General features: G+C 63.7%; 25 protein-coding genes. 5 read left to right on the plus strand and 20 right to left on the minus strand.

The window, feature by feature from the left end; all coding sequences use genetic code 11:
* Nucleotides 1–108 precede the first annotated feature (108 nt).
* The 10 genes from AT395_RS20160 to AT395_RS20205 all read right to left on the minus strand — a co-directional run bounded on the left by AT395_RS20160 (nt 109) and on the right by AT395_RS20205 (nt 10874).
* Nucleotides 109–1125: a FecR family protein gene (locus AT395_RS20160; protein WP_048628861.1), complete on the minus strand. Its 1017-nt coding sequence runs from the start codon at nt 1123–1125 to the stop codon at nt 109–111.
* A 76-nt stretch (nt 1126–1201) separates the two neighbouring features.
* Entirely contained in the window at nt 1202–1717 is a 516-nt protein-coding gene (locus AT395_RS20165; RefSeq protein WP_047827174.1) for an RNA polymerase sigma factor, read from the minus strand.
* Nucleotides 1718–2431: an STN domain-containing protein gene (locus AT395_RS20170; RefSeq protein ID WP_047827173.1), complete on the minus strand. Its 714-nt coding sequence runs from the start codon at nt 2429–2431 to the stop codon at nt 1718–1720.
* Between the two features lie 382 nt (nt 2432–2813).
* Nucleotides 2814–3416, minus strand: coding sequence for a YbjN domain-containing protein (locus tag AT395_RS20175; protein WP_072632882.1), 603 nt, complete (start codon nt 3414–3416; stop codon nt 2814–2816).
* Between the two features lie 86 nt (nt 3417–3502).
* Entirely contained in the window at nt 3503–4279 is a 777-nt protein-coding gene (locus AT395_RS20180; RefSeq protein ID WP_048628859.1) for a hypothetical protein, read from the minus strand.
* A 10-nt stretch (nt 4280–4289) separates the two neighbouring features.
* A complete protein-coding gene (locus AT395_RS20185) occupies nt 4290–6074 on the minus strand; it encodes a putative porin (RefSeq protein WP_224787600.1) in 1785 nt (594 codons plus the stop codon).
* A 74-nt stretch (nt 6075–6148) separates the two neighbouring features.
* The gene (locus AT395_RS20190) at nt 6149–6874 is read right to left on the minus strand and encodes an energy transducer TonB family protein (RefSeq protein WP_042114771.1); all 726 of its coding nucleotides are present in this window, start codon (nt 6872–6874) and stop codon (nt 6149–6151) included.
* Nucleotides 6875–6884: 10 nt separating this feature from the next.
* Nucleotides 6885–7295, minus strand: a complete 411-nt coding sequence (locus AT395_RS20195; RefSeq protein WP_042114769.1) for an ExbD/TolR family protein — start codon at nt 7293–7295, stop codon at nt 6885–6887.
* Nucleotides 7296–7307: 12 nt separating this feature from the next.
* Nucleotides 7308–9080 (minus strand): DUF2341 domain-containing protein, encoded by a 1773-nt coding sequence (locus AT395_RS20200; RefSeq protein ID WP_042114768.1) that lies wholly within the window; start codon nt 9078–9080, stop codon nt 7308–7310.
* Nucleotides 9081–9188: 108 nt separating this feature from the next.
* The gene (locus tag AT395_RS20205) at nt 9189–10874 is read right to left on the minus strand and encodes a ShlB/FhaC/HecB family hemolysin secretion/activation protein (protein WP_082164768.1); all 1686 of its coding nucleotides are present in this window, start codon (nt 10872–10874) and stop codon (nt 9189–9191) included.
* Nucleotides 10875–11167: 293 nt separating this feature from the next.
* Here AT395_RS20205 and AT395_RS20210 point away from each other — a divergent pair, with 293 nt between their 5' ends.
* A complete protein-coding gene (locus tag AT395_RS20210) occupies nt 11168–11599 on the plus strand; it encodes a hypothetical protein (RefSeq protein ID WP_125347949.1) in 432 nt (143 codons plus the stop codon).
* A gap of 90 nt (nt 11600–11689) precedes the next feature.
* On the opposite strand, the gene AT395_RS20215 is transcribed toward AT395_RS20210, so the two are convergent.
* On the minus strand, nt 11690–12535 hold the full coding sequence (locus AT395_RS20215; protein ID WP_082164772.1) for a peptidylprolyl isomerase: 846 nt from the start codon (nt 12533–12535) through the stop codon (nt 11690–11692).
* A gap of 225 nt (nt 12536–12760) precedes the next feature.
* A complete protein-coding gene (locus AT395_RS20220) occupies nt 12761–13438 on the minus strand; it encodes a response regulator transcription factor (RefSeq protein WP_048628856.1) in 678 nt (225 codons plus the stop codon).
* 254 nt (nt 13439–13692) lie between these two features.
* Here AT395_RS20220 and AT395_RS20225 point away from each other — a divergent pair, with 254 nt between their 5' ends.
* From AT395_RS20225 to AT395_RS20240, 4 genes are read left to right on the plus strand one after another with little or no spacing between them, the layout of a single operon-like run.
* Complete coding sequence (locus tag AT395_RS20225) at nt 13693–14382, plus strand: hydrolase (protein WP_042114764.1); 690 nt, start codon at nt 13693–13695, stop codon at nt 14380–14382.
* Between the two features lie 13 nt (nt 14383–14395).
* Nucleotides 14396–16255 carry an amidohydrolase gene (locus AT395_RS20230; protein WP_048628855.1) on the plus strand — a complete coding sequence of 620 codons (1860 nt, stop codon included), beginning with the start codon at nt 14396–14398 and terminating at the stop codon, nt 16253–16255.
* A 27-nt stretch (nt 16256–16282) separates the two neighbouring features.
* Entirely contained in the window at nt 16283–16753 is a 471-nt protein-coding gene (locus AT395_RS20235; RefSeq protein WP_082164767.1) for a DoxX family protein, read from the plus strand.
* Nucleotides 16750–17031: a DUF1427 family protein gene (locus AT395_RS20240; RefSeq protein WP_048628854.1), complete on the plus strand. Its 282-nt coding sequence runs from the start codon at nt 16750–16752 to the stop codon at nt 17029–17031. The genes AT395_RS20235 and AT395_RS20240 overlap by 4 nt, the downstream gene beginning before the upstream one ends.
* 102 nt (nt 17032–17133) lie before the next feature.
* Here AT395_RS20240 and AT395_RS20245 read toward each other — a convergent pair whose 3' ends face one another.
* The 8 genes from AT395_RS20245 to AT395_RS20280 all read right to left on the minus strand — a co-directional run bounded on the left by AT395_RS20245 (nt 17134) and on the right by AT395_RS20280 (nt 25331).
* Complete coding sequence (locus AT395_RS20245; protein WP_125347951.1) at nt 17134–17709, minus strand: hypothetical protein; 576 nt, start codon at nt 17707–17709, stop codon at nt 17134–17136.
* Nucleotides 17710–17862: 153 nt separating this feature from the next.
* Nucleotides 17863–19038, minus strand: a complete 1176-nt coding sequence (locus tag AT395_RS20250) for an AAA family ATPase (protein ID WP_048628852.1) — start codon at nt 19036–19038, stop codon at nt 17863–17865.
* Nucleotides 19039–19193: 155 nt separating this feature from the next.
* A complete protein-coding gene (locus tag AT395_RS20255; RefSeq protein WP_048628851.1) occupies nt 19194–20252 on the minus strand; it encodes an AraC-like ligand-binding domain-containing protein in 1059 nt (352 codons plus the stop codon).
* Between the two features lie 280 nt (nt 20253–20532).
* Nucleotides 20533–21546 carry a proline racemase family protein gene (locus AT395_RS20260; protein ID WP_042114758.1) on the minus strand — a complete coding sequence of 338 codons (1014 nt, stop codon included), beginning with the start codon at nt 21544–21546 and terminating at the stop codon, nt 20533–20535.
* A gap of 30 nt (nt 21547–21576) precedes the next feature.
* Nucleotides 21577–22365 (minus strand): ABC transporter permease, encoded by a 789-nt coding sequence (locus AT395_RS20265; RefSeq protein ID WP_048628850.1) that lies wholly within the window; start codon nt 22363–22365, stop codon nt 21577–21579.
* The gene (locus AT395_RS20270; RefSeq protein WP_048628849.1) at nt 22362–23252 is read right to left on the minus strand and encodes an ABC transporter permease; all 891 of its coding nucleotides are present in this window, start codon (nt 23250–23252) and stop codon (nt 22362–22364) included. Before AT395_RS20270 ends, AT395_RS20265 begins: the two co-directional genes overlap by 4 nt.
* A complete protein-coding gene (locus tag AT395_RS20275; protein WP_048628848.1) occupies nt 23249–24319 on the minus strand; it encodes an ABC transporter ATP-binding protein in 1071 nt (356 codons plus the stop codon). The genes AT395_RS20270 and AT395_RS20275 overlap by 4 nt, the downstream gene beginning before the upstream one ends.
* Before the next feature lie 13 nt (nt 24320–24332).
* Nucleotides 24333–25331, minus strand: a complete 999-nt coding sequence (locus AT395_RS20280; protein ID WP_231606117.1) for an ABC transporter substrate-binding protein — start codon at nt 25329–25331, stop codon at nt 24333–24335.
* Nucleotides 25332–25502 lie beyond the last annotated feature (171 nt).

Genomic DNA, 25502 nt, shown 5'->3' on the forward strand with positions numbered 1-25502 from the left:
ACGCTTGACGCTCTCGGGATTAAGACCGTTCGGCGCGAGCCAATCGGCAAGGATTTATTTGAATCTTTCGTGACAGGGTCGGGCCGTCACGAAGGGCGACGCTCAGGGTCATCCCAGCAGAACGATGCCGCCCGGCAACGTATGTGCAGAGAGTTGCAGCGAGCGCTCGATCTGCCCGAGTGCCACGTCGAGCGAGCGAATCGCAAAGCGCCCCGTCACCGGGCGCGCCGCCAGCTTGTCGTTCATCAACACAACCTTGCCCGGGCGGTAACGATTGATCTCGTCGATGACTTCGCCGAGCGGGACTTCGGCGAATCGCAGATAACCGTCGCGCCACGCCGGCATTTCGGCTTCGCCGACATTCACGAGCGATTGCAATGCGCGCTCGTCATAGACCAGTTGCTGACGCGCGCGCAATTGCACGCGCCCCGCCGTATGCACGACTTCGGCTACGCCGTCGATGCAGGTGACACACACCTTCTGTGCCACGTTGCGCACTTCCACGCGCGCGCGGTGCGCGATCGTGCGGCCTGCCCCGGCGACGATCACAAACGGGGCGGACGTTCGCGTGGTATCGACCGCCGCTTCGCCGCCCAGCAAATCGATACCGGAGGTGCTGCCCGTGCGCAACGCCAGACTCGTGCGCGTGTTCATTTCGACAGATACGTTGCCGGCCAGCGCCACAGTCCGTTGCTCACCTGTGCCGGTGCGGTAATCCGCGTGCAACGCGGCCGCGCCCTGCCACAGGCCAAGCGGCCCACCGATCGCGGCAACGCCAGCGGCCGTCGCAAACGCCCCGGCGGTGCCCGCCAGCCACCAGCGGCGACGAGGGTTGAAGCCGCGCCCTGCGCTTCGCGGCGGTGCCACCGGCCTTGCCGGCGCCGCACACGCCGCGGCGACCGATGCGCTCTGATGCGCCGCGTGCGTCAGGTGCTGCCACTGACGACGCGCGTTTGCCAGCGCCTTCGCGTGGCCGGGGTCGCGACGCGCCCACTCGCGCAGCGCCTCGCCGTCGGCATGGGTCATCTCACCGGATGCCATGCGCCGCACCCAGGCCATGGCCTGACGCTCAAGCGAATCGAGACGCCGCTTCGGCGGCAACGTGGCGTTGGGTTGTGAACTCATGGCGTTACCTCTCGCATGAGACGGAAGGTCTCACTCCATGAGACGGTTTTCCCGCACGCCATCGGCAATCCTGCGTTCATTCCGTCCTCGGCATATGGGCCATGCAGTACTCGTGAGCCCGCTTGAGCTCCAGGCCGACCAGACGCGCCGACACACCGAACCGGCGCGCCACCTCCTCATTGGACATCTCGTGCACCCGCACCGCGATGAAGATCGCGCGGCGGCGCGGCGGCATGGTGGCGAGCAAGCGCTCCAGCAACGCGATCTCGTCGCGCGCTTCCACCGTCTGTGCAGGGCCCGGCGCCGGATCCACGAACTCTGTCAGGAGCGCATCGATCTCGTCGTCGCTCATGTACCGGCGCTCGCGCTGCACACGATCGAACGCCATGTTCATGGCAATGCGCATCAGATACGCGCCCGGGCTCTTCACATCGTTCTGACGGTCGGCCCGATCGTCGAGATGCACCCATGTATCGTGCAGGGCATCGCTCGCCAGTTCGGCCGACCCCAGACGCCAGGTCAGCTTGCGCTTGAGATCCTCATAACGCTGCGTCAGCAAGTCGCGCAGGAAAGCCCGGGGCGTGTCGACCATCTATCGCTCCGTCTTCGCCGGACACGGCGACGGTGCGCACATGGCCGACGTCGCCCGGCAGTCGGCGGGCACCAGCAACAGCACGAACGGTTGCGACGTATCGGCAGGCGCCATACCAATGTCAAGCCCCTGAAGGCGGCGCAGCAATGCTGCATCGCGTCGAGCATCTCCCGTCGTATCGAGCAAGCGAACCCGTGACACCCGGGCGCTGGCGTCGACCTGCACCGTCATCGCCAGGCGGTATTCTCCTGGTGAAAGCGACGGCGCCGCGCACAGGGCCTGCAACACCTTGGCCTGCAAGCGTGCGTGGTAATCGTTCGCCGCCCGCGCCGCGCTTCGCGCCACGTCCCGCTGTGTATCAGCGGTACCCAGCGGGGCGAGTACGAACGCACTCTGCGCCGTCGCTTCTGCTGTCACCCCCGTGCCTTCGAGAAGTTCGTCGAGGGCTTCGCGTGGCGAGTAGAGACCCGAGACGGCATGCGAACGACGCCCCTCTACCAGCGACGACGGGTAGAAAACGGACATACGCGTGAGCGCGTCGAAGCGGGCGAGCGCGTCCTTCAAGGGCATCTCCGGGAGATCAAACGATTGCGCCTGCGGCGCCGCCGCCGATGCGCGCCTGGGGGCGACGCCCAGCATGCTGCACAGCAGCCCGCCCGCCAGAACGCTCGCAGCCGCGAAGCGCAAACATGGAGAACGAGCGATAACGATCATGTCTGGCGGTTGGCCTTTGCATGGCGGGCGGTCGAAGATGGCGGGAGTGGCGGAACCTCTGCGGCAGGCAAAGCGCACGGCAACGCGTCAAGGCGTCAGCCGTTTCCCCGTAGGCCCACTAATAATTTGTAAGAATTCCTGAGAATTCTGGTGGGCGATTGTGACGGTACTTTGACAGTGCCGCCGATCATGCCGCATTGCACGGCGTCTGGCATGCCGGAACCCCTTCGGAATGCCCACGAAAAACGCCCGTAACGCGCCCACGGGGTGTAGGCAGGTTACGGGCAAACCAGTCGTCTACCTGGACGTGAAACAACCGCGCGCGGGAGGTTCCCGAGGCTCAGGCGAGAAACGCGCAAAAGATGCGCCGCGCGGCGACGCTTTAGTTAAGCGTCATCGGTACCTGCGCATCGCCGCTTGCGAGCGTATCGCCCGGTGCCGCAACACGGCCTTCGCCCGACGCTTCGGCGCCCGGGACCTGACCGGTAGCCTGCTGCGTGAAGTTGCGAAGGTGCAGGAAGAACTGCCCCATCATCTCGACCCAGAGACGCATCGAGAAATTCAGGAATTCGGGGGAAACGCCGCCCGCGACGATGACGTCCATCTCGAGCACGAGGAATTCGCCATGCGCCGCCACACGAGCGAAGCGGCGCGAGCGATGCCACTCGTTGATCAGGCCGTCGGGCAGATCGCCGCCCTGCACACGCAGCGGGCAGCTCAGCGTGAAATCGAGATATTGGTCGGCGCCGGCCTGATTGCCCCAGTGCACCTGATAGCCGATGCCGTGACTCGCGCTGTGCAGTCGCGTGACCAGATCGTCCTGCTGCACCGACACCGCGCAACCTGCCGCGCGAATGGCATCGGCCACTTGCGACGACGTGACGAACGTAATGATGTCTGCGGGCGACGTCGTATTCGAAGACGTCGGCGCACCGGCTCGCTCGGCGTCGTGATTGTCGTGTTGCGTCGTGTTCTCTTCGTTCATGCCAGTGGTCCTCGAACTATCGTTATGCGAATTCAGGGCGAGGCGCGCCGTCGACGCCCCTCGCCGCACGCGGTCTTCCTGCGGTATTACTGCGGTACTGCTGCCGGTGATGCCGGTGCTGCTGACGCACCCGACGCACCCGACGACGCCGCCGCCGTCTCGGCCGGCTTTGCGGCAATGGCGGCAGCGGCCTGCTGCTCGTCGAATTTGCCCTCATAGAGCTTGTCGCCGTACTGCTGAGCGATCTGCTCGTACTTCACGCGCGCCTGCGTGGCGAACGGCTGACGCGCCGCAACCACAGTCGCCACATCCATCGTCTCGTAAGCCGTCAGAATTTCTTGCCCGACGGCGTAGAGGCGATCGTTTTTCTCCTTGCACATCGCGAGCGCGACACGCTGTGCCGCCGTCTCGTCGGCCAGATGCTTGCGCTGCGCGTCGGCCTGACGCGCGAGCTTGAGCAGTTCGTCGTAGGCATTACGGTACTGAGCAATCTGCACGTTGGCCTTGTCTGCCACCGCCTTCACCTCCGATTGCGACGCCCGTGCGTCCTGCGAGAGACGCTCTCGCGCCTGACGCTCTGCGGCGAGTTGCTGCTGGGCTTCCTGCAGCGCCTTCTTCAGCGCCTCGGGCGAGTCCTTGCCGGGCGCGCCGGCAGTGGCGCCGCCGGCCTTGAGCGCGGCGAGTTCGTTCTTCGCCTGCTGAAGTTGCTCGGTCGTGCTGCGCAATTGCGTGCGCAGACGCTCTTCCATGCTCGGCGCGCCCTGCGGCGTCTGTGCCGAGGCGGCCGAGCACACGGCGAGCATCACCGCGGCGGCCACACCCGACGCCAGACGCGACATCGCGCGCGGGGGCTGTTGACTCATGACCACCTCCTTAGAATCGCGCGTTGACTTCGATTTGCAGCGTGTCGATCGACAACGGCGCGCCATAGACTTCCTTCGTCGAAAGCCAGCGGCCCGAGAGCCACGCGTTCTTGTCGAAGGCGTACGAAGCACCGATGTAGTAGCCCTTCGCGTTCGTGCCACCGCCGTGGAACGTCGAGTCGTTGTAGGCGTCGGGCACGGCATCCGGCTCGATACGCTTGTAGCCGAACAGCACGTTCCAGTCGCCGCGCGACGCCATGACCGGCTTGCCGAAAGTCGCCTGGAACATGTAGGCGTTCGGACCGCTCTTGAAGTTGGCACGCGTTGCATCGCCTGCGCCGAAGTTGTTCACGATGCCGCCGTTCGCACGCGCCCACATCTCGCCTTCGTTGTAAGCGAGGTTACGAATGTAGTTCACGTCGAAACGCAGCGGATAGCGCCCGGCCAGCATGGTGTCCCAACGCGCCGACAGATCGAGTAACTGGAACTTCGATGCGTAACCGACATACTGCGGCTGCGCTGTATTGGCAGGATCGAGCGGATTGAGCGCGATGTTACGCAGCAGCATGAGCGTGTTGCCCTTCTGCATGAACGCCGGGCGCGACCAGTCCGAATCGCAGCTCGTCTGGCCCGAGTACAGTGCGCAAGGCGACGACAGTTGGCCCGTGATGTTGCGGAAGTCGAAGTAACCGACCGTGCCGCGGAAGCTGTTCTTCGAGTCGAGCTTCCAGTTCGCACCGAACTGCGTGCCAAGCATCCACTTGGTCTGGCTCGACATCTTGCTCTGACTGTTCGACGGCGAGTTGTCGCCCGAGTACTCGAGCGGGATGAAGCCGAGCGAGCCGAACAGTTCGACGTTCGGGTTCTGCGGCAGCACCTTGTTGAACTGGGCGGCGATGCCGTCGATGTTCAGGTCGCTCGAGAACAGCATGTCGCTCGTGACATACGGCGGCGCGAAGCGGCCGCCGGTGAACTTCACCCAGTCGAACGGCTGATACGACATCCACATCTGGTCAAGCCACACGCTCTTCTTGTTCAGGCCGCCGCCAAGCGTGGAGTTGGTCGATACCGGGCTGTCGTCGTTGCTGCTCGCGAGTCGCACACCGGCTTTGACCTGCTCGGACACGTCGGCATAAATGCCGAAGCGCGCGCGGGCGCGGAACTGGTTGGTGCGGTTCTGCGTGGTGTTGAGCAGCGGCGGGAGCGTGAGATTGGTGTTCGAGTTGACGTCGAAACCATTGCCCTTGTTGATTTGCGCCCAGTCGATCTGCGTGTTCGTGTTGCTGCTCGAGTAGAAGCGCGACTCGTTGCGCAACCGGAAGTCGCCTTCGACGTGAATACGCTTGGTCCACTCGGGCGTCTCGTTCGGCGCGGCCCAACCTTCAGTCTTGGCCTGCGCCATCACTTCGTTTTTCACCTCGTCGCGAATCTGGTCGCGCGTGGTCTGTGAAATGTACGGGACCCGCACATCACCCGGCTCGCCTGCGGGTACGGTTGTCGCCGCCACCGCGGGGGCAGCGGCGGCCTTCTGCGCCGCTGCCGACGCGGCATAGGCTTCCGTCTCGGCCTGTGCCAGCAACGCTTCGCCGGTAGCCTTGTCGATCGCGCCGCTCTTGATGAGGCCACGGATCAACTTGACCATGGCGGTCTCTTTCGGGGCAGGCTGCGCCTGTGCATGGGCCAGGCCCGTGGTCCCCAGCAGCGCGAGCGCGAGCGCCACGGCGCCTGCGGTCCCCGCGACGCGTGGCGCACGTCGGTGCGCGAGCGCGTCGGTCATACGTTCCAGTGCTTTCATTTTGTGTGTGACTTTTGCGTAAAAAGGAAGTCCTGCTTGCGCCGTAGGCGGCGTGGCGAGCGTCGGCGTGCGCGTCATGGCCTGCGCCCCCGGATGCTCATCGACAGCGGATAGCGCAACGACGCGGGCGGCTTCTCCTCTGCACGGAAGTCGCGCAACATCGCAAGCACTGCATCGTCAATGGCCGCGTTACCGGTACCCCGAACCATCTGGGCGCGTGTGGCGCGTCCGTCGGCATCGAGCCAGAGATCGATGCGCACGTCGTCGAATGCCAGGGTGCGAGTGCGCTGGTCGCGCCCGAACGCCTGTTGCAGCGAACTGGCGAGCCATGCGCTGTACGAGCGGCTGCCGAGCCCGCCACCCCCACCGGTCATGCCGCCGCCCCTGCCCGCGCCAATGCCGAACGCATCGGTACCGGCTTGTGCGTCGCCGTTGATCGTCACGGCGTCGCCCAGATCCTTGGTCGGGCTCGGCGGCGTGTCGTCTTTCGGCGGCTCTACCGGGTCGGCCGGCTTCGGCTCGACGACCTCGGGCTTGATCTTCTCCGGCTGCGGCTCAGGCGGTTTCTCCTGCGGCGGCGGCGGTGGCGGCGGCGGTGGCAGCATGAGCATCGGCGGGGTGTTGACCTCGCGGCGCATGCTGGCCTTGTCCGTGAGCAAGTGCCAGAAGAGGGCGATCAGTCCGAGCACGACGAGGCCGCCGACGATCAGTCCGCCGCGCCGGCGCAGCAGCGCCAGCGCCGGACTGGGCGGCTTGGCGGCGGGCCGCACGGGGCTAGACGCGAAATCGCGAGGTTTCACGCTGCGCTCCTTACTGCGGCTTGCCGGTCACGAGGCCGACCTGATTGAGATCGATCCGGCGCAGAAGGTCGAGTACTTCGACAACCTTGGCGTACTGCACCTGCGCGTCGCCGCGCACGATCACCGGGAAGTCGGGCGTGACCGCCTTTTCCGTGCGCAAGCGATCCTCAAGCTCGGTGAGCGTTACCGGATAGGCATCGAGAAACACCTGACCTGAGTTGTCGACCGTGATCGCTTTGGTCTTCGGTTTCTCGAGCGCCACCGACGAGCTGGCCTTCGGGAGATCGACCTTGATACCGGGAATGCTGGCGTTACTCGTGAGAATGAAGATCACCAGCACCACCAGCAGCACGTCGACGAACGGCGTGATGTTGATGCCGCCAGCACGCTTCTTCGCCGCGAATCGCATTGCGTTTGCCATGATTCGTCCTCGTCAGGCGCGTTGCAGCACGGGCTGACGGCGGCCTTCGCCCTGCTCTTCGGCGAGGCGGGTCGTGAACTCGTCGACGAACACGGCCATGTCGGCGGAAAGTGCATCCGAGCGCGACACCAGCCAGTTGTAGCCGAACAGTGCGGGAATGGCCACGCCAAGACCGGCGGCCGTACACAGCAGTGCGGCGGCCATGCCCGGCGCCACCGAGTTGATGTCCACCGCGCCCGCCATGGCAGCCACGACGAACACCAGCATGATCCCGATCACCGTGCCGAACAGACCGACGTACGGCGCCCCTTCAATAGACGTCGAGAGCCAGTTCATGCGTTTGCTCATGTCCTCGACTTCGCGCACCATCGCACCGTCCATCGACGCGCGAATGGCGCTGATGGTCGCGTCCGAGACCGCGCTCGTGTCGTAGCCGAGTTCGTGACGGCGATGCAGCTCGCCCAGCGCAACCTCGTACAGACGCCACAGCGGCGATTGGTCGCGCACGTCCTCCGGCACGCGATTCGTACGCGCGATCTGGTCGAGCGGTGCGCCCGAGGCTTCGCGAAATTGCGTCATGAAGGCGCTGTTGGCGCGCGCCTTTGCGGCGTAGCTGCGGCCCTTCGTGATCATGATGAGCCACGAAACCAGCGCCATGAGGCCCAGCACACAAACCACGACCCAGGCGTCGACCGGCATGGCTGCGAGGATGAAGGCGAAGTGGCTCTTGCCCGCTTGTTGCTCGTCCGGACCAAAAGCGATCAGACGCGATTCGGCGCCTTGCGAGACGGCATCCGTCTGGAGCAGCGCGGCACTGCGTGCAACCTTCGACAGATGCACTTCGTCCACCGCGCCCGAGAAGCGTGCGAGGCCGCCGGTGGCGCCTTCGACATCGCCGCCGATGATCGTCGGCGAATTCAGCGCGGGTAGTGCAACCGCCAGCGTGGTCGCCGCGTGACCGCCGACGTAGAGCGTGACCGACTTACCGTCGGCCGTGACCGCCAGATGCGACCACTGACCGGCCTGAATGGGTTGACCCGGCTGGCTGCGCTGCGTGCCGACCTGAACAAACGGCACCCCCTGATCGACACCGATCACAAGATCGTTGCCGCCATCTCGACGCACGTAGATCGCTTCGTTCGCACCCAGCTTCTCCGGACGCACCCATGCCGAGAACGTGAACGGGCTGCCGGCGGCAAGCGCGAGCGACGGCGACGCGGGCAACACGATCGGCGAGGCGCCGGCTTGTGCGCCCTTGCCAATGATCGCGCCATCTAGCGTGACAACCGGGTTCTGGCTGTTGTTGCCGTAGGCGGTCGTGTCGCGTGCGGGCACGTTCGATTCGCCGAAGTGGTACACCGCGGTGTAGTCCGGGTCGAACACGCGCTGGCCGTTGCCGGCAGCGGGCGCCTTGCGGTTGCCGTAGTACATCCAGATTTGTTGCTTGGCGCCCGCGCTCACAGCGGGCACATCGACCCACACGAGCGCAATGCCCAGCACCGGATCGAATTGCTCGATCTGATGATTGAGAACGGTCTTGTCGTCGGCGCCCACGAAACGCAGGTCGGCCCCGGTTTCGTTCACGCCTTCGAAGCTGAAGTTACCGGTATGCAGGCGCAACAGCATCGGCACACGGCCGGCGTCGCCCGCAATGTTGCCGCCTTGCGGGCCGGCGTCGATGGTGATCGGCTTGCGGTACGCCCAATCCGGTTGCCACCAGGCGTGCGCGAGCACCGGCATCAGCGTGCCGATCAGCGCAAGCAGGAATGGAAGAATGCGTCGCATGGCTGTGTTTCTCCGTTTATGCCGCCCGGCGTGCTGATTTGGCGCATCGGGCATCAGGTCGTGAATGTTGTGTCGTGGAATTCGGATGTCGTTCGGTCGCTCGGTCGCTCAATAGGTCGCCGTAATGCTGAAGTTCAGCCTCGGCTTGTAGCGCTCCGTGCGTGGCCCGTTGGTCAGCGGATATGCGGCATCGACCCGCCCCGTCACATGCGAGGTCAGGCGCAACGACGAGCCCACGCCGACAGACGCCAGCGAGTACCGCGATGTCTGCTCGGGCAACGCGTCACGCAATCCGAGCCGCGCGCCGTCGAAGAACGCATAGGCGCGCCAGTTCGAGACGACCGGCCCCAGCAGCGGAATCGGCGGCGTACGCCACTCGATAGAGCCGACCACGCCGTAGTCGCCGGTCGCTTCGGCGGAAAGGTAGCCTCGCACCGAATTCATGCCGCCACCCGCCAGTTGTTCGTTCGAGATCAGCGGCGAATCGGTCATCTGCGTGGCCACGCGCGCCGCGATCTGCCAGCCGCCGCCGAACGTGTAAGTCCCGTTGGCATCGGCACGCAGCACCATGAAGCTCGGCGACGCCTTGTAGCGCTTGGCATCGAACTGAGCCGGGCTGCTGCCGTAGCCGAGGAAGCTCGACATGCCCGAGACGATCGACGTGTTCAGGCCGGCGCTCAGGTCTTCGTCCTGATAGAAACCGCTGTAGCCGAGCGTGACCGGCGCGTACTTGAGCGGCACCACGTCGCCGGCGGTGCCGAAGCGCGTGGTTTCCGTGTTGTCCTTGAAATCCACGCCCACGCTGAAGGCGTGATACCAGGCGCCGGTGTCCGGCAGCGTGTACGTGGTCTTCAGGCCGATCGCGTGCCCCTTCCCGAGCACTGTGGTGCCACCGGTGGTAGCAACGTTGCTGTCCGACTGATAGCCGTTCAGTTCGAGTGTCCACGGCGAGGAACCCAGCGGCGCCACGTACGACCCCGACCACACCTTGCTCTGGCTGAAGTCCTGCGGCGCGCCGAAGAAACTCATCGACACGCGGTGGCCGAGTTGCCAAAGGTTGTCGTAACCCACCGAGGCGAGCATGCGCAGCGGCTTCGTATCGGCGCTGCGGTCGTTGTTCAGGCTAAGGCTCGCGCGCCACGGGTTGGTGTCTTCGACCTTGAGGTCGACGTCCATCGTGCCGGGTACCGCCCCTTGCTTGACGAGCGGCACCACCTGTTGCTCGCCGGTACGGTTCAGCGCCGTGAGTTCCGCCTGCGCGGCGTTGAAGTCCGGCACCTTGCCTTCGGCCAGTGACGGCACGCGATCGCGCACCTCGCGCGGCGAGTGATATTCCGAGCCGACCACGCGCAGACGGCCCAGCTTGGTCTCGCTCACCTTCAGATACACAATGCCGCCGGTGACCTGTTGTTCCGGCAGATCGACGTACACCGACTGATAACCCTTGGCCTGATAGGCAGCGAGCAAGGCGTCGCGCGCAGCTTCGATGTCGGCGAGCGTGCGGTTCGGCCCCAGATACGGGGTGACCGCCTTTTCGATCGTGCGCACATCGAGCACCGTATTGCCGCGCACCACGTACTCATTGATATTGACCGGCTTCTGCGCGTCGGCAGACTTTTCCTTGGCTGACTCCGATCCGGTCGCGCCTGCCTGCGGCTTCATCGCAGGTGCGTTTTCCGGCTGAGCTGCTTTGGCCTCCTGAGCAATCGCAACGCCATGAACGGTTCCCCCCAACGTGACAGCGCACACTGCCGCCCAGCGCAACCACGGCCGGTTCGTTTTCATCAAACGCATATAGAAGACTCTGCTTTGTTAGGTCGACGCGGCTCTGCCCGATGCAGTGCCCCCGGTGGCCTGGCGCTTATCAGCGATTTCCCGCGCATACCCAATCACCGCTGGAATCGCCCGGCCGCACGCAATCCGTGTCGACATTCCTCACGAATACGGATACCTAGACGTCCGGGAATGCGGCCAACTAACGTTTGTCACGAGAAATTCATCTTTCTCGAAAAACGCGCCGGCTGACGTATGCTTGTTGGGTCGGAGTCCTGATGGACCACCTAACATTTTTGACGGGGAGACATGCCATGAAGGCAGAGAGCACTCGGGGATTTCGCGGAGTTGTACCGGTGTGGGCAGCGGCGGGAGCGGCCGCCTTTGCCTTGGCGCTGAGCGTGGCCGGGCCCGTGAGTGCGGCCGGGGCCAACGACGCCTCGCACGCGAGCGGTGCTGCGGCAGCGCACGCCCGTGCCGGTTGCGTCGACGTGGAAGTGAACGGACAGCGCTCGCCGTCCTATGACTGTCTGACGAATCAGTTGCAACCGGCGTCGAGCCCGCTTGCCGGTGGGCGTGCGCCCGGGCTGGAGTCGGAAGACATCGCCAACAAGCCGGGCAACCAGATCGGCGGCCAGTTCAACTGGAGCGCGACGTCTCAACGCATGGGAAATGCATTCGGGAATTCGGCCACGCCGCAACGGCCTGCCGCGCCACCGCCAACGCCAATCATCCCGGGGCGGTGAGGCACGGCATCGGGCCCCTAGGGAATGTCTTGATGACATGGGCTGCCGCGCAAGACGCGGCAGCCCCCTGCTTCGAACGCGGGTGGGACTTTATTGCGTTTTCGTGAGCATCGACGACAACGCCTTCTCGTCGATTGACACGGTGCCCGAGGCGAGGAGCTGATCCAGGTACGCCTGCGCAATCTGACGTGAGCGCTGTTCGCGCAGGGAGGTGCGAATTTGCGGGGCGACTTGCGCGAGAGGACTGAGCGCCGCATCGCGCACTTCCAACAGCCGGATCACGTGAAAACCGGTGGCCGTGCGCACCGGCCCGACGACATCGCCCGCCTTGAGCGACGCGGCAGCCGCAAGGACTTGCGGCTGCACCATCGGCTCAGGCACGAAACCGACATCGCCACCGCGCTCGGCGCTGGCGCGGTCTTCAGAGTTCTTCTTTGCTAGCGCCTCGAAACTGGCCGGCTTGGCCTGTGCTTGCTTCGTCAGGTCGGCCGCGCGCTTGCGGGCTGCCTCCACAACTTTCTCGCTCGCGTCCTGCGGCACGGCGATGTAGATCTGCGCGAGATGCAGTGCACGCGGTTGCATGAAAGCCGCACGATTGCGCTCGTATACGGCCTGCACATCGGCGTCCGTCGGGAAATCTGCCGGCGGCACACTCATCGAACTCAGGAACGACTGCAACACGATGTCCTGCCGTGCCCGCTCGATCGCGGCTTGCACTTGCGGCTGCTTCTCCCATCCCTTCGACTCGGCCTGGGCAAGCGCCGCCTTGCGGGCCAGCAGCGAGCGCACCAGTTGATCGCGTGTGGCGCTGTCGGCCGACAAACGGGCGCGATTCTCCGGACTGAGCGACTGGAACAGACCCGCCGCTTCCCCCGACGTGACGGACACGTCACCTGCGCGCGCCACTACATCGTCCTGCGCAAATGCCGCGCTCATACTCAATGTCACGCACACACCCGCCCCGATTTTCAGGAGTTCTTTGTAAATCGCTTTCACTTTTCCTCCGTGCCGCTCACGGCGGCTTTTCTATCGACATTCACGCACTATGCCGCCCGGTGCTGACAGGTTTGTGTCAACTGTGCGATGGATTCCCGAAATCGCTTGGGAATGAGTCGGAGGAGATTGCAGGCTACCGGCCGGTGAACGTCGACAAAAAACAGCTCACGCTGTCTCGCGCCGATGCCTGCCGATGCCGCCGTGATAGAGCGCGGGAGATGTCATACCGAGCTTGTGGGCCATGATGACGAGATCCGCGAAAGAGCGTGCCTCCATTTTTCGCATCGCATTGCCGCGATGGATCTTCACGGTGACTTCGCTGATGCCCAGTTCGTCAGCAATGTGCTTGTTCATGCGTCCCGCCGCCACGAGCGCCATGACTTCGCGTTCGCGCTGAGAGAGCCGTTGGGCGCGGCCGGCCACGTCGGTGCTGGCTCGTTCTCGCGCGATACGCTGCCGGTCCTGTGCGAGCGCCGCCCCCACCGCCTGAAGCAACACGCTCTCGGGAAACGGCCGTGCGAGGAAGTCGATCGCCCCCGCCTTCATGCCGCGAACGCTCGTTGCCACATCGGCATGATCGGCGACGAACACCACGGGGATCGGGTCCTGCACGGCGATCAGCGCCTCCTGCAACGCAAGGCCGCCGCCCGCTATGCCGAGATCCGCACCCAGCACAACGCAACCCGGCCCGGCAGACCGCTCGGCCGCAAGGAACGACGGAGCGCATAGAAATCCGCGCGCGGGCAGACCTGCGGCCGAAAGCAGCGCACAAAGCGCGTCGTTATCCGGCGCGTCGACGACGACGTAGACATTGGCGGTATCGCTGTCCAGAAGCCCGTTCATGCAGGTGGCCACAGTATGATTCGATGCCGCCGAGTATACGTCAGCCGGCGTACGTCGAGCGCCCCACATCGTCGCAAAAAAGCACGAACGTGCGCGTTAATTTTGGTCGATTTTTACGACGAGCCCACGCCAGGCCTGGGGTTACGGGCACTAATACGAAGGGACGATGGCCGTTACCCGGCGGTGAGCATAGTCTCTTGGGGGGTCGCGTGCGGCGCCCTCGCGATTCTGCCCCCATTCCTCCGGAGCCTTCCATGTCGAATCCCAAGCTCGAAGTCCTCACCCCGCAGAACAGCCAGTTGATTATCATTGACCATCAACCGCAGATGGCCTTTGGCGTTCAGTCGATGGATCGTCAGACGCTCAAGAACAACACGGTGGGCCTGGCCAAGGCCGCGCGCATCTTCAACATTCCGACCACGATCACTACGGTGGAGTCCGAATCCTTTTCGGGCTACACCTATCCGGAATTGCTCGATGTCTTCCCGAACCAGAAGTTGCTGGAACGCACCTCGATGAATTCGTGGGACGACCAGAAGGTGCGCGACGCGCTCGCGGCCAACGGTCGCAAGAAGGTCGTCGTCGCCGGTTTGTGGACGGAAGTCTGTAACACCACCTTTGCCCTGTGCGCAATGCTTGAGGGCGGCTACGAGATTTACATGGTCGCCGACGCATCGGGCGGCACCTCGAAGGAAGCGCACGACTACGCCATGCAGCGCATGGTGCAGGCCGGTGTCGTGCCCATGACCTGGCAGCAGGTGTTACTGGAATGGCAGCGCGACTGGGCGCATCGCGATACGTACGATGCCGTGATGAAGCTCGTCAAGGAGCACTCCGGCGCCTACGGCATGGGCGTCGACTATGCCTATACGATGGTTCACAAGGCCGCGCAGCGCACCGCAACGCCACACGAAGCGATTCCGGCCGTTCCGGCGAACCGCTGATCGGAGGCGCACCATGACCGCCCCCACGCCCGACCTCATTCTGTTCAACGGCAAGTTCACTACGCTCGATCGCGTCAACCCTCAGGCGGATGCCGTCGCCGTCACCGGCGGCGCATTCACCGCCGTCGGCACGCGCGACGACGTGATGCGTCTGGCAGGCAACACGACCCAGGTCATCGACCTCCAGGGCCGCCGCGTCATTCCCGGGCTGATCGACAGTCACATGCACATCATCCGTGGGGGCCTCAACTACAACATGGAGTTGCGCTGGGACGGCGTTCGTTCGCTGGCCGACGCCATGCGCATGTTGAAAGATCAGGTCGACCGAACGCCTGCGCCACAATGGGTTCGCGTGGTGGGCGGCTTCACCGAACATCAGTTCGCGGAGAAGCGTCTGCCGAGCATCGAGGAACTGAACGCCGTCGCCCCCGACACGCCGGTCTTCATCCTGCACCTGTATGACCGCGCAATACTTAACGGTGCCGCCCTGCGCACCGTGGGCTACACCAAAGACACGCCTAACCCGCCGGGGGGTGAGATCGTGCGCGATGCGTCGGGCAACCCGACCGGGCTGCTGCTCGCCAAGCCGAACGCAACCATTCTCTACGCCACGCTCGCCAAAGGCCCGAAGCTGCCGCCGGAGTATCAGAAGAACTCCACGCGGCACTTCATGCGCGAGGTAAACCGGCTCGGCGTGACTGGCGTGATCGACGCCGGCGGCGGGTTCCAGAACTACCCCGAGGACTACAGCATCATCGAGGCGCTGCACCGCGAAGGTCAGTTGACCGTGCGCCTCGCGTACAACCTGTTCACCCAGAAGCCCAAAGCCGAACTCGCCGACTTCAGCCAGTGGGTCAAGCAAGTCAGCCCGGGACAGGGAGACGATGTTTATCGTCACAACGGGGCAGGTGAGATGCTTGTGTACACAGCCGCCGATTTCGAGGACTTCCGTGTCGAGCGCCCCGAGATGCCGCCGTCCATGGAGGCCGATCTTGAACCGGTCGTGCGGCTGCTGGCGGAGAACCGCTGGCCGTGGCGTCTGCATGCGACCTACGACGAGACGATTTCGCGTGCTCTCGACGTCTACGAGAAAGTCGCCAAGGACGTGCCGTTCGACGGCCTGCACTGGTTCTTCGATCATGCCGAGACGATCAGCGACCGCAACATCGACCGTATCGCGGCACTCGGCGGCGGTATCGCCGTGCAGCACCGAATGGCCTATCAGGGCGAGTACTTCGTGGAGCGCTACGGCGCGCGCGCAGCCGAAGCCACGCCGCCGATCCGCCGCATGCTGGAGCGCGGCGTGAAAGTCGGTGCCGGTACGGATGCGACGCGCGTTGCATCGTACAACCCGTGGGTCTCGTTGTACTGGCTCGTGACGGGCAAGACCGTGGGCGGACTGCGCATGGCCGCGCCCGGCAGTCTGCTCGACCGCAGCGACGCGCTGCGACTCTGGACGGAGGCCAACACGTGGTTCTCGTCGGAGGTCGGCAAGAAGGGCCAGATCAAGGTCGGACAACTTGCCGACCTTGCGGTGCTCTGCGCCGACTATTTCAGCGTGCCGGAAGACGAGATTCAGGACATTACCTCGGTGCTCACGCTGCTGGGTGGCAAAGTCGTTTATGGCGACGGTGACTTCAGCGGCTATGCGCCCGAGTTACCGCCCGCCATGCCGGACTGGTCACCCGCGCGTCATGGGGTGGGCTACAAGTCGCGTCAGCCGCAGGTGCTCAATGTCAGCGCGAGTTGCGCCTGTGCCACGTCGTGCGGCGTGCACGGCCATGCGCATACGAGGGCGTGGATGTCCAGCGTGCCGGCGTCTGACGAAAGCGGTTTCTGGGGAGCGCTCGGCTGCTCGTGCTGGGCGTTCTGATCGCAGTCGCACGAATCGAGGTGTGCCATGGCTACTGTATTGCCGTCCTCCGATCCCTCTCGGCCCGCTCCGCCCTCGTCGCCCCTGGCGCGTGGGGGCATCTCACTGCCGGGCTGGGCCTACTGGCTCGCCCTGTTGCTGTTGTGCAGCGCCTATTTGCAGGGCGGGATCGACAAGGCGCTGGACTTTCCCGCCGCCATTGCAGAGATGAACCACTTCGGGCTGGCGCCTGCCGCGCCGTTTGCGGCGGCGGTCATTGCGCTTGAAATCGGCGCGTCGCTACTCATTCTCACGGGACGGTGGCGATGGCTCGGGGCGTTGGCGCTGGCGGCATTTACGCTGGCGGCGTCGTTCATGGCCAATCGGTTCTGGGCGGCGGCGCAGGGCGAGCGCGTGATGCTTGCGAACGCCTTTTTCGAACATCTCGGTCTCGTGGGCGGCTTTATTGCGGTGGCCTGGTACGACCTCGGAACGCGGGCTTCGCGGAGAATTTCATGAAGCTATATCTCGTCTCGCTGGGTGTCGGCGTACTCGTCGGTATCATTTATGGCGGCCTCGGCGTGCGCTCACCCGCGCCACCGGCAGTGGCGCTCCTTGGGTTGCTCGGCATGCTGATCGGCGAGCAGGTCGTGCCCCCCGTCAAGCGCTTGCTGGCCGGCGAGCCAGTCAATCTGGTCTGGTTTCACCGGGAGTGCGTGCCAAAGATCACCGGCCTGCCGGGGCCGGCGGCAAAGAACGCGAAAGAGGAAGGCAAGACGGAATCGCCCAAGGCCTGAGCGTACTTCGTAACGGCCCGGGTTCGTCTTGCCTTGTGCTCAGCACACGCACTTTCGCACCCCGACCGGGGCTACGCGAGCCCGGGGTGCGCCCCGTGCGAATTACGCACCGATGCCATATTGACGAATCAAACCGCGCACACGCTCCTTGTCCCCATCGGGGATTCGATCCAACCCAATGTATTCCCAGAACTCCTCGGCGGCCGCCAGTCCCTCTTCGCCGTCGGCGAGCAGGCACGCCAGCGCGTCCGCACGATAGTTCGCGGGCAACACGTCGATAGACAGGATCAACGCGTCCATCACGCGCTGCTTACGACTGCCCTTGAAGAAGTGTTCCGTGATGTCGCTGACGAACTGCGACCACGCACCAGATTGACTGCCGGCCCTGGCCGCAGCCGCCCATTGGCCCATCAGCGCCATGTTCTGCTTCAACGGCTCCCGGAAGAAATCGAAGTCTGCTGCCGGGCCCGGCGCCAGTTCCCCCGCCACGGCCTCTTGCAACTGTCTGACTGACACTACCGGCAGACGATTTGGCAAACCGATATGGGGAACTGGCTGTGCAGCGGTCTCGAATGGCGACCGAATCATACCCGCCGCTTTGAGCCTTACCGTCTGCAGATCGGCGATGAAATTCTCATGCCGTCGATGCCCCGGTTGATGCCTCAGGGGGAACGTCATGGGGACAATGCCGATCGTTGCGACGCCTATGGGATTCATCGTCCATCTCCTTTGCTGGTGGGAGATAGCATCCTGCCCGTGCTGCAACATTCGGTTTTGCGTAACCAGCGGCAGACTTGCACTTTCGATGAATGTGCGGCGCTGCCCTCAATGTCACTTGCCGTTGTCCGCCCATCGCCAGGCAGGCCGCTCCAGCGCGCGCTGGCCCTGAATCGTGGTGGCGGAAAATACCTTCTCGAGTTTGATCGCATTGCATTCCGGATCATCTTCCAGCGCAGCCGCGAGCCGATTCGAATGGGAGACGATCCAAAGCTGCGAGTGTTTTGCGGCGCGTCGGATCAAACGCGCCAAGGCGGGCATCAGATCCGGGTGCAAGCTCGCCTCGGGCTCGTTGAGCACCATCAATTCGGGCGGACGCGCCGTGAGCAACGCGGCGATCAGCAACAGATAACGCAGCGTCCCGTCGGACAACTCCGCCGCGCTCAAGGGACGCAGTAGGCCGTGTTGATGAAACGCGAGCGAGAAGAGACCTCCCGGTTGCGCATCGATCTCCACATGCGCGCCGGGGAACGCATCGGAAACCGCTTCGTCGAGGGCCGCAGGGTCGCCGATCTCACGAATGGTCTGCCACGCCGCAGCGAGGTCGTGGCCATCCTGATGCAGAACACGGGTGCGAGTCCCGATTTGGGATATGCGCGCAGGCGCATCGACGTCGGTGCGGAAATGATCGTAGAAGCGCCAGTCGCGCATGCGCTCACGCACCGTGAATACCTCCGGGCAAGCGGCGTCGTTGCCGATATGAGAAAACAGGCTTTCGTAACGGGGCAGACTGCTCGTGAGAATGTCCCACTCTCTGCCAGACTTCCGACGCACCACGCCGCCATCCCGGTCGACGAGGGTGCTGGCCGGACGCAGAAAATCCCCTGCCCATAGACTTTCCCGCTTGAACTCCGGGTCCAGTGCGAAGGCAGAAACCGGGCCGGCGTTGCCGACATATCCCATGCACACGGCATAACCGAACGTGTCGCTGCTGAACCCGAGCCGCAACCGCGAGCGCTTACGGCGCAGGCCACCCTCCACCGGAACCTCCCCTCGCTGCATGCGCGCGCTGATCTCCTCCGGGCCCGCCCACATTACCGAGTTCAGTCCGCCCTCGCGCGCGAGCGGCGCAACGATGCCGTCCTTGGCCGTACTCGCCAGCAGCCGCAGCGCGCGATAAAGATTCGACTTCCCACTGCCGTTGGCGCCACTGATGACGTTTAGCCGTGTCAGCGGCATGACGAGCGATTGGATGGAACGATAGTTGTCAATGGCGAGCGCGGTGAGCATGGCATGCCTGGAAGCGACGTTTGGAAGCTCGCACAATACCCGGTCGCGCGAGACCGGAGAGGGGCACTCCCAACCTCATGTTGCAGCTCACATCCGAGATATTCGTTCAGCGCCGGCGGCTCTCGTCGATCATGCTCAAGCGAGTCAGGCGTCGTTCAACCACCATGCCGGGGTGAAAGCCACCGTCCCGACTGAGACTGAAGCGCCCCAAAGGCAGCGAAATGCGTCGACAGTTGGCCAGCCCCGTCGATTGGCGGCGCAACGAAACGCCCCTGTGCTCGCGCGTCTTCGGGTGTCAGGCCGAAGCTCGCCGCAAATGCCTTGCGATACTTGCCCGCGTCGGGAAAGCCAAAATCGGCGGCAATCTTCGCTATCGTCCAGGTACCTTTGCTCGGATCGAGCAAAGCGCGATAGCTGGCGTTAAGACGACGGCTGCGGATCACGCCGACGATCCCGCCATCCTCTGCAAATGCACGATACAAGTGGGCGCGAGAAATACGAAAGCGCTGCGCGAGAAGCGCCGGCCCGAGTTCCGGGTGCCCCAGGTGGTTTTCGATGAAAGCGAGCAGACGCTCGCGCAACGCCCTGCCAAGCACGGACTTTGGCTCGGCCTGTGCCGGGGGCGCGCTGGTGAGCCCCGCCGTCAATAAGGTCACAAGGGCGTCCTGCACGGCAATGTCTTCGCTGGCCGACAAGTCCGCCGACACGGCGTGCAGGCCGCGCAGGTATTCCACGAGCAGTCGTGTAATAGGCAGCCCGGGCTTGAGCACAAATCCGTGCAGATCTCGGCTGCCCAGCAACGTCTCGATGCCCGCACGCGGCACCGTCGTCGCCAGCCGTACCCCGGCATCGACGTCGCACTCGTAGGTTCGCGCGAGATCGATGACACAGATACTGCCCGGCGCGGCCACGACATCTCGGCCGGCAAAGTTGCCGCGAATCGAGCCCGCTACCAGCACATGAATGAGATAGTGGTCCAGTCCACCCTGCGCAATGGTTCGCTTGTCTCGCACGTAGCGCTGGGCGTTGAACTTCGTCGAGCCCAGCGTCAACCCCGCCACATGGCGAATCAACATCGTCCCTTCGAGAGGGCCGGCGTCTGCGCGCGCGGAGCGCAATGTCTCGCAGAACGGCCGTGTGAGGTCTCGCCAAAATTCGTCACGCAGCGAAGGCTCAATCGCGTCGGTCGAAATGCGGATGTCCGTATATGCCATGATGCCTCCCCTTCTTCGTGCCCAACGCTACCGGACAGGTCAATTCTCGTTGACAGGGAGCTTACCAAATTCACATCGATTTCGAAGGATAACCAACGATATTCCTCTCGACACCGCGTCGAGTGCGAGTTCACCTGTCGGATCTTCGCAACGCGCCGCCGAACGCCTTACCGAGCGTCTTGGGATGCTTCGGCACGGCATCGTTATGAACAACCAGGGTATGGGTGTTCCACTCGTTCACCCATACCCCCCAATACCCCCCCTTACCCCCCAAGGGGTTTTATCGCACGAGGAACCCCGCGCCTACCGGGTCCTTGCGATCGATGATCCAGCGAGCGGTACCCAGAACGCTGGCAGTGCCCTTAACTGTCGGGCGCACAGCGCGTGTGCCGTTCAGATCCACTTCACCGAGCAGGCAACCTTCAAACGTTCCGCTGCCAAGCAAGCCTTCGGTCAAAATCGGCTGGTTCATCTTCAGTTGGCCCCGAGCTTCGAACATCGCCATCATCGCGCTGGTACCCGTGCCGCCGGGCGAACGATCGAGCTGTCCGGCACTAAACACGTGAACGTTCTTGTAAAACGCACCCTCGATCGTCGGCGAATGCCAGAACGTCACGTAGTTCAGGTTGTTCACATGGGCCTGCGTCGGATGCTGGATGCGCATCTTCGCATTGATCTGATCGCGCACCGACACACCGAGGCGCGACAGTTCGCTGCCGTTCTCCGGCGAGATTCTCAGGTTGCAACCGTTCAGGTCGACGATACCGAAGTAGTTACCGCCCCACACGATGTCCGCCTTGAGATCGCCATAGCCCGGCAGATGTACCGGAACGTCTTGCGCCGCAACATACGCCGGCACGTTCTCGAAGCGAGTCCACAGGACTTCGTCGCCTTCGGTTGCCACTTCCGCGACCACAAGACCCGCCGTCGTTTCAAAGCGAATGCGCGTAATGCCGTTCGGGCCCCGCGGCACGAAACCGTGAGCGACCATCGCCATGGCGACAGCAATAGTGCCGTGACCGCACATGTGCGAGTACTCGGTGCCGTCGATGTAGATCAGACCGGCATCGAACGCCTGACTCGACGGCGGGGTAAGGAACACCCCGAACATATCCCGGTGGCCGCGCGGCTCACGCATGAGCGCCATGCGCAACCAGTCGTAATTGGCTTCGAGAAAAGCGCGCTTTTCCAGAATGGTGGATCCCGCCGGATAGGGAATACCGCTGTGGATGATGCAAAGCGGCTCACCTTCGGTGTGAGTGTAGATGACGTCGAACGCGTCTTGCTTGCGCATAGCAATGGCTCCAGAAGAGTCAGTTGAGGATTAGCTGCGGTCGGACAACATGTCGAGACCGATGGTGAGATCCAGGATCACGATCGCCGCAACGGCTACCAGAATCGTCGCGCCGGACACCGCGGCGATCGTCGGGTCGATCGTGTACTGCACGTAATTGAACAACTTGACCGGAATGGTGTTGAGATCTGCCGTCGTGTTGAAGATCGAAAGCTCGACGTTGATCCATGACGAAATGAACGCGAAGATCGAGCCGGTCACGATGCCCGGCCGGATGCGCGGCAGGATGACGAGGAAGAACGTAGTCCACGGATTTGCCCCCAGATCGCTCGACGCTTCTTCCAGCGCGCGTTGCTCCGGGGTCATCATCGAGAGCACCGAGCGCAACACAAACGGCGCGACGATAATCGTGTGGCCGATCAGAAGCGACAGGAAACTGCGCGTCAGACCGAAGTAGCCACCGAACTGCAACAGCGCCGCGCCGAGCACGATATGCGGCAGTGTCAGCGGCGCCATCAGAATCGCCGTCAGCGTGCCTTTGCCACGAAACTCGTATCGCGCCAGCACCAGCGACGCGGGCACCGTCAGCAACAGCGACAGCACCGTGGCCGTGAACGCCAGCGTCGTGCTTGTCGAGAAAGCCGCCAGATAACTCTGGTCGTGCAGCATCTGCTGGTACCAGCGCAACGTAATGCCCTGCGGCGGAAACGCCAGGAACTCGGTATGGGTCAGCGAACTGCCCAGAATCACCACGAGCGGCAACATCAGATAGGCGAGCACGGCCCATGCCACCAGACGGACGGAAAAGCGCGCAATCATCGGACACCTCCCCGCACCACGCCGATGCGTCCCGCCATGGCCACCATCGCCAACGTGAACACCAGCAAAACGATGCTGAGCGCACCACCGTAGTGGACGTCGAACGTCGAACTGTATTGTTGGAAAATCAGCATCGAGAGCACCGTTACGCGTCCGCCGGAGAGCAGTGCCGGTGTGACATACGCGGAGACCGCGAGCGTAAAGACCATGATCGCGCCCGCCACGATGCCGGGCATCGTCAAGGGCAGCGTGACGTGAAAGAACGTCTCGTGAGGCTTCGCACCAAGATCGGCGGACGCCTGCTCAAGCGAAGTGTCTACGCGTGCCAGCGAATTACCGGCCGCCAGCACAACGAACGGCAGCAGCACGTACACCATACCGATGAGAATGCCTGTCTCCGTGCCGAGAAAACGAATCGGGCGTTCGATCTGTCCGGTCGCCAACAGCGCTTCGTTGATCAGGCCGTTGCGTCCCAGCAGCACCATCCAGCCAAACGAGCGGACGATGTTGCTCGTGAGCATTGGCACGACGAGCAGAATCACGCAGGCGCGGCGCCACGCCTGCCAGCGGACGATACGCACGAGATACCAGGCGAGCGGATAGCCGAGGATCACGCAAAACACCGTGGTGAGGCACGCAATACGAAAAGTGACGAGCGTGACATCCCAGTGATAGTGATCGGCGAGCACTCTCGCGTAGTTGGCGAACGTCAATGCCGATAGCCCGAGCGTGTTGCCTGCGGTGAGACTCGCCACCAGCACGACCGCCAGCGGGGCGAGGAAAAACGCGGCAAAGAACAGCAACGGCACGCCGATCATCCAGACGGGCGCCAGTCGCCACCTGTGCGTTCCCTCGTGTTGCGTGGGAAGCGACAAGGCCGGGTTCATGCCGCATCTCCGATCAGGTGGACGTTCGCCGGGTCGAACCCCAGATGCACGTCTGCTCCCGTGCGCAGCGTCGCCGCGATGCCGCTTGTCGTGCGTGCAACGATGCGATGCGCACCGACGTCAGCGTAAAGCAACGCGTGACTTCCGATGTCCACGATGTCGGCCAGCACCCCTCGCATGCAACATGCCGATCCGGCGGCGGCGCCATTTGCAGCGTCGGCCACCACATGCAACTGCTCCGGGCGCAACACGGCCACGCCGCGCGCCGGGGTGTTCGATGCCACCGGCCATTGAGCGTGCGACGCCATGTCGAGACGCAGCGCGCCGTCGCTGACGTTGAACGCGATCATGTTGGCGTCGCCGATGAATTCCGTGACGAAGCGAGTCGCCGGCCGGCGATAGATGTCGATCCCCGTGCCGACCTGTTCAATACAACCGGCGTTCATCACGACGATTCGGTCGGCCATCGTCATCGCTTCTTCCTGATCATGAGTCACGAACACGAAGGCAATGCCAAGCCGCTCCTGCAAATGCTTGAGTTCCAGTTGCATGCGCTTGCGCAGCTTCATGTCGAGCGCGGAGAGCGGTTCGTCGAGCAGCAGCAACTTCGGACGATTGACGATGGCTCTCGCCAGTGCCACGCGCTGCTGCTGCCCGCCGGAGAGTTCCCGGGGATAGCGCGCTCCGAAGTTCTCGAGCCCGACCATCTCCAAAGCGTCGCGCGAGCGCTTCGCCGCCTCGTCGCGCGCGACACCTTGGCGGCGCGGGCCATAGGCGACGTTCTCGATCACACGCATGTGGGGGAACAGCGCGTACTGCTGGAACACTGTGTTGAGCGGGCGGCGATACGGCGGCAGTTGCGTGACGTCTTCACCGTCGATGGCGATGCGGCCGCTGTCGGGCGTCTGGAAACCGGCGATGGCGCGCAGGAGCGTTGTCTTGCCGCAACCGCTCGGGCCGAGCAGCGCGATGAACTCGCCCTGTCGCACGTCGAGGCTGATGCGATCAAGCGCCTGATAACTGCCAAAGCGCTTGGATACCGCCTGCAGAGATAGCAATGCTGTCATGGTGCAACCTTCCTTACTTCTTTGCAGACACCTGACGATTCCAGGCCGACGTGATCTCGGCGCGACGCGCGTTGATCATGCTCCAGTCGAACAGCTTCAGGCTGTCGACCGATCCATTGGCGCCCCAGGGCAACTTGCGCGCGACGTCCGGCGAGACCTTCACGCCGGCGACGGTCGGGCCGAGATACAGTTTCGAGGCCAGGCACGACGACGCTTCAGGGGTGAGCGCCGTGTTGATGAACTTCTCCGCTGCCGCCTTGTTGCGCGATCCCTTGACCAGGTGCAGGCGAGCATCCGTAGCCCACACGCCCTCCTTCGGCACCACGAATCCGATGGGTACGCCCTTGTCGATCAGATCCCATGCGCCAACGTTGAAGTGGGCGCCGATGATGGCTTCGCCGCTCTGGAACGCGTTGGTCGCCGCGCCCGAACTATCGTAGAAGAGCGATGCGTCGAGCGAAGCCAGCTTGCTGTACACCGGGCCGAGGTTGGCGGGATCGACACCCCAGACATGCGCGAGAAACACCACGAACGGAACGCCGGCGGAGTTCGACGGCGACGGCACGGTCACGGCGCCCGCATACTCGGGTTTCCAAAGGTCTTTCCAACTGGTGGGCGGGGTCTTGACCGACTTCGTGCTGTACGTCAGACCGAGTGAGTAGTAGCCGGAACTCACTGCATAGGTCGTGCTGCCATTGCGATAGATACCCTTCGCATTGACGTTCTTCAGATTCGGAATGCCCGCTGCATCGAGGTTATCGAGAACACCGGCGTCGAAGGCCAGCTCGCTGATGCCACCGTCGAGCCATGCAACGTCGATCGTCGGCGAATTTTTTTGCTGTTGCAGCTTTGCGAGCGTTGTCGTCGACGTGCCGATCTCGGGCGTAACGGCGATGCCGGTTGCCTTGGTAAAGGGCTCGGCGACGCAGGCTTTGAAGGCGTCGCCCCAATTACCGCCGTACATGGCGACCGTTATGCGCGAAGACTGCGCAGCCGCCTGGAAAGCAGACATAGACGCGGTTGTCGCAATCGCCATCGCGATTACCGACTTCCGTAAGGTGTTGCGGCTGCAGAAGTTCATGTCATCCCCCGAAGGAAGGTGTGGCCAGTCATTCCGAGTCTTGCAAGCATTACGAGCATCTTGTGCGCGCCGCAGATGTCGCGCTCAGGTTCGTTTGACGCG

Source organism: Pandoraea apista (genome assembly GCF_001465595.2).
In the GTDB taxonomy this organism is placed as follows: Bacteria; Pseudomonadota; Gammaproteobacteria; order Burkholderiales; family Burkholderiaceae; genus Pandoraea; species Pandoraea apista.

Coding starts and splice junctions, on each gene's coding strand:
- AT395_RS20245 (WP_125347951.1), bottom strand. CDS start 17,709: ATGACGTTCCCCCTGAGGCATCAACCGGGGCATCGACGGCATGAGAAT.
- AT395_RS20250 (WP_048628852.1), bottom strand. CDS start 19,038: ATGCTCACCGCGCTCGCCATTGACAACTATCGTTCCATCCAATCGCTC.
- AT395_RS20175 (WP_072632882.1), bottom strand. CDS start 3,416: ATGAACGAAGAGAACACGACGCAACACGACAATCACGACGCCGAGCGA.
- AT395_RS20160 (WP_048628861.1), bottom strand. CDS start 1,125: ATGAGTTCACAACCCAACGCCACGTTGCCGCCGAAGCGGCGTCTCGAT.
- AT395_RS20280 (WP_231606117.1), bottom strand. CDS start 25,331: ATGTCTGCTTTCCAGGCGGCTGCGCAGTCTTCGCGCATAACGGTCGCC.
- AT395_RS20220 (WP_048628856.1), bottom strand. CDS start 13,438: ATGAACGGGCTTCTGGACAGCGATACCGCCAATGTCTACGTCGTCGTC.
- AT395_RS20205 (WP_082164768.1), bottom strand. CDS start 10,874: ATGCGTTTGATGAAAACGAACCGGCCGTGGTTGCGCTGGGCGGCAGTG.
- AT395_RS20230 (WP_048628855.1), top strand. CDS start 14,396: ATGACCGCCCCCACGCCCGACCTCATTCTGTTCAACGGCAAGTTCACT.
- AT395_RS20255 (WP_048628851.1), bottom strand. CDS start 20,252: ATGGCATATACGGACATCCGCATTTCGACCGACGCGATTGAGCCTTCG.
- AT395_RS20260 (WP_042114758.1), bottom strand. CDS start 21,546: ATGCGCAAGCAAGACGCGTTCGACGTCATCTACACTCACACCGAAGGT.
- AT395_RS20185 (WP_224787600.1), bottom strand. CDS start 6,074: ATGAAAGCACTGGAACGTATGACCGACGCGCTCGCGCACCGACGTGCG.
- AT395_RS20275 (WP_048628848.1), bottom strand. CDS start 24,319: ATGACAGCATTGCTATCTCTGCAGGCGGTATCCAAGCGCTTTGGCAGT.
- AT395_RS20210 (WP_125347949.1), top strand. CDS start 11,168: ATGAAGGCAGAGAGCACTCGGGGATTTCGCGGAGTTGTACCGGTGTGG.
- AT395_RS20200 (WP_042114768.1), bottom strand. CDS start 9,080: ATGCGACGCATTCTTCCATTCCTGCTTGCGCTGATCGGCACGCTGATG.
- AT395_RS20195 (WP_042114769.1), bottom strand. CDS start 7,295: ATGGCAAACGCAATGCGATTCGCGGCGAAGAAGCGTGCTGGCGGCATC.
- AT395_RS20240 (WP_048628854.1), top strand. CDS start 16,750: ATGAAGCTATATCTCGTCTCGCTGGGTGTCGGCGTACTCGTCGGTATC.
- AT395_RS20270 (WP_048628849.1), bottom strand. CDS start 23,252: ATGAACCCGGCCTTGTCGCTTCCCACGCAACACGAGGGAACGCACAGG.
- AT395_RS20215 (WP_082164772.1), bottom strand. CDS start 12,535: ATGAGCGCGGCATTTGCGCAGGACGATGTAGTGGCGCGCGCAGGTGAC.
- AT395_RS20265 (WP_048628850.1), bottom strand. CDS start 22,365: ATGATTGCGCGCTTTTCCGTCCGTCTGGTGGCATGGGCCGTGCTCGCC.
- AT395_RS20235 (WP_082164767.1), top strand. CDS start 16,283: ATGGCTACTGTATTGCCGTCCTCCGATCCCTCTCGGCCCGCTCCGCCC.
- AT395_RS20165 (WP_047827174.1), bottom strand. CDS start 1,717: ATGGTCGACACGCCCCGGGCTTTCCTGCGCGACTTGCTGACGCAGCGT.
- AT395_RS20180 (WP_048628859.1), bottom strand. CDS start 4,279: ATGAGTCAACAGCCCCCGCGCGCGATGTCGCGTCTGGCGTCGGGTGTG.
- AT395_RS20225 (WP_042114764.1), top strand. CDS start 13,693: ATGTCGAATCCCAAGCTCGAAGTCCTCACCCCGCAGAACAGCCAGTTG.
- AT395_RS20170 (WP_047827173.1), bottom strand. CDS start 2,431: ATGATCGTTATCGCTCGTTCTCCATGTTTGCGCTTCGCGGCTGCGAGC.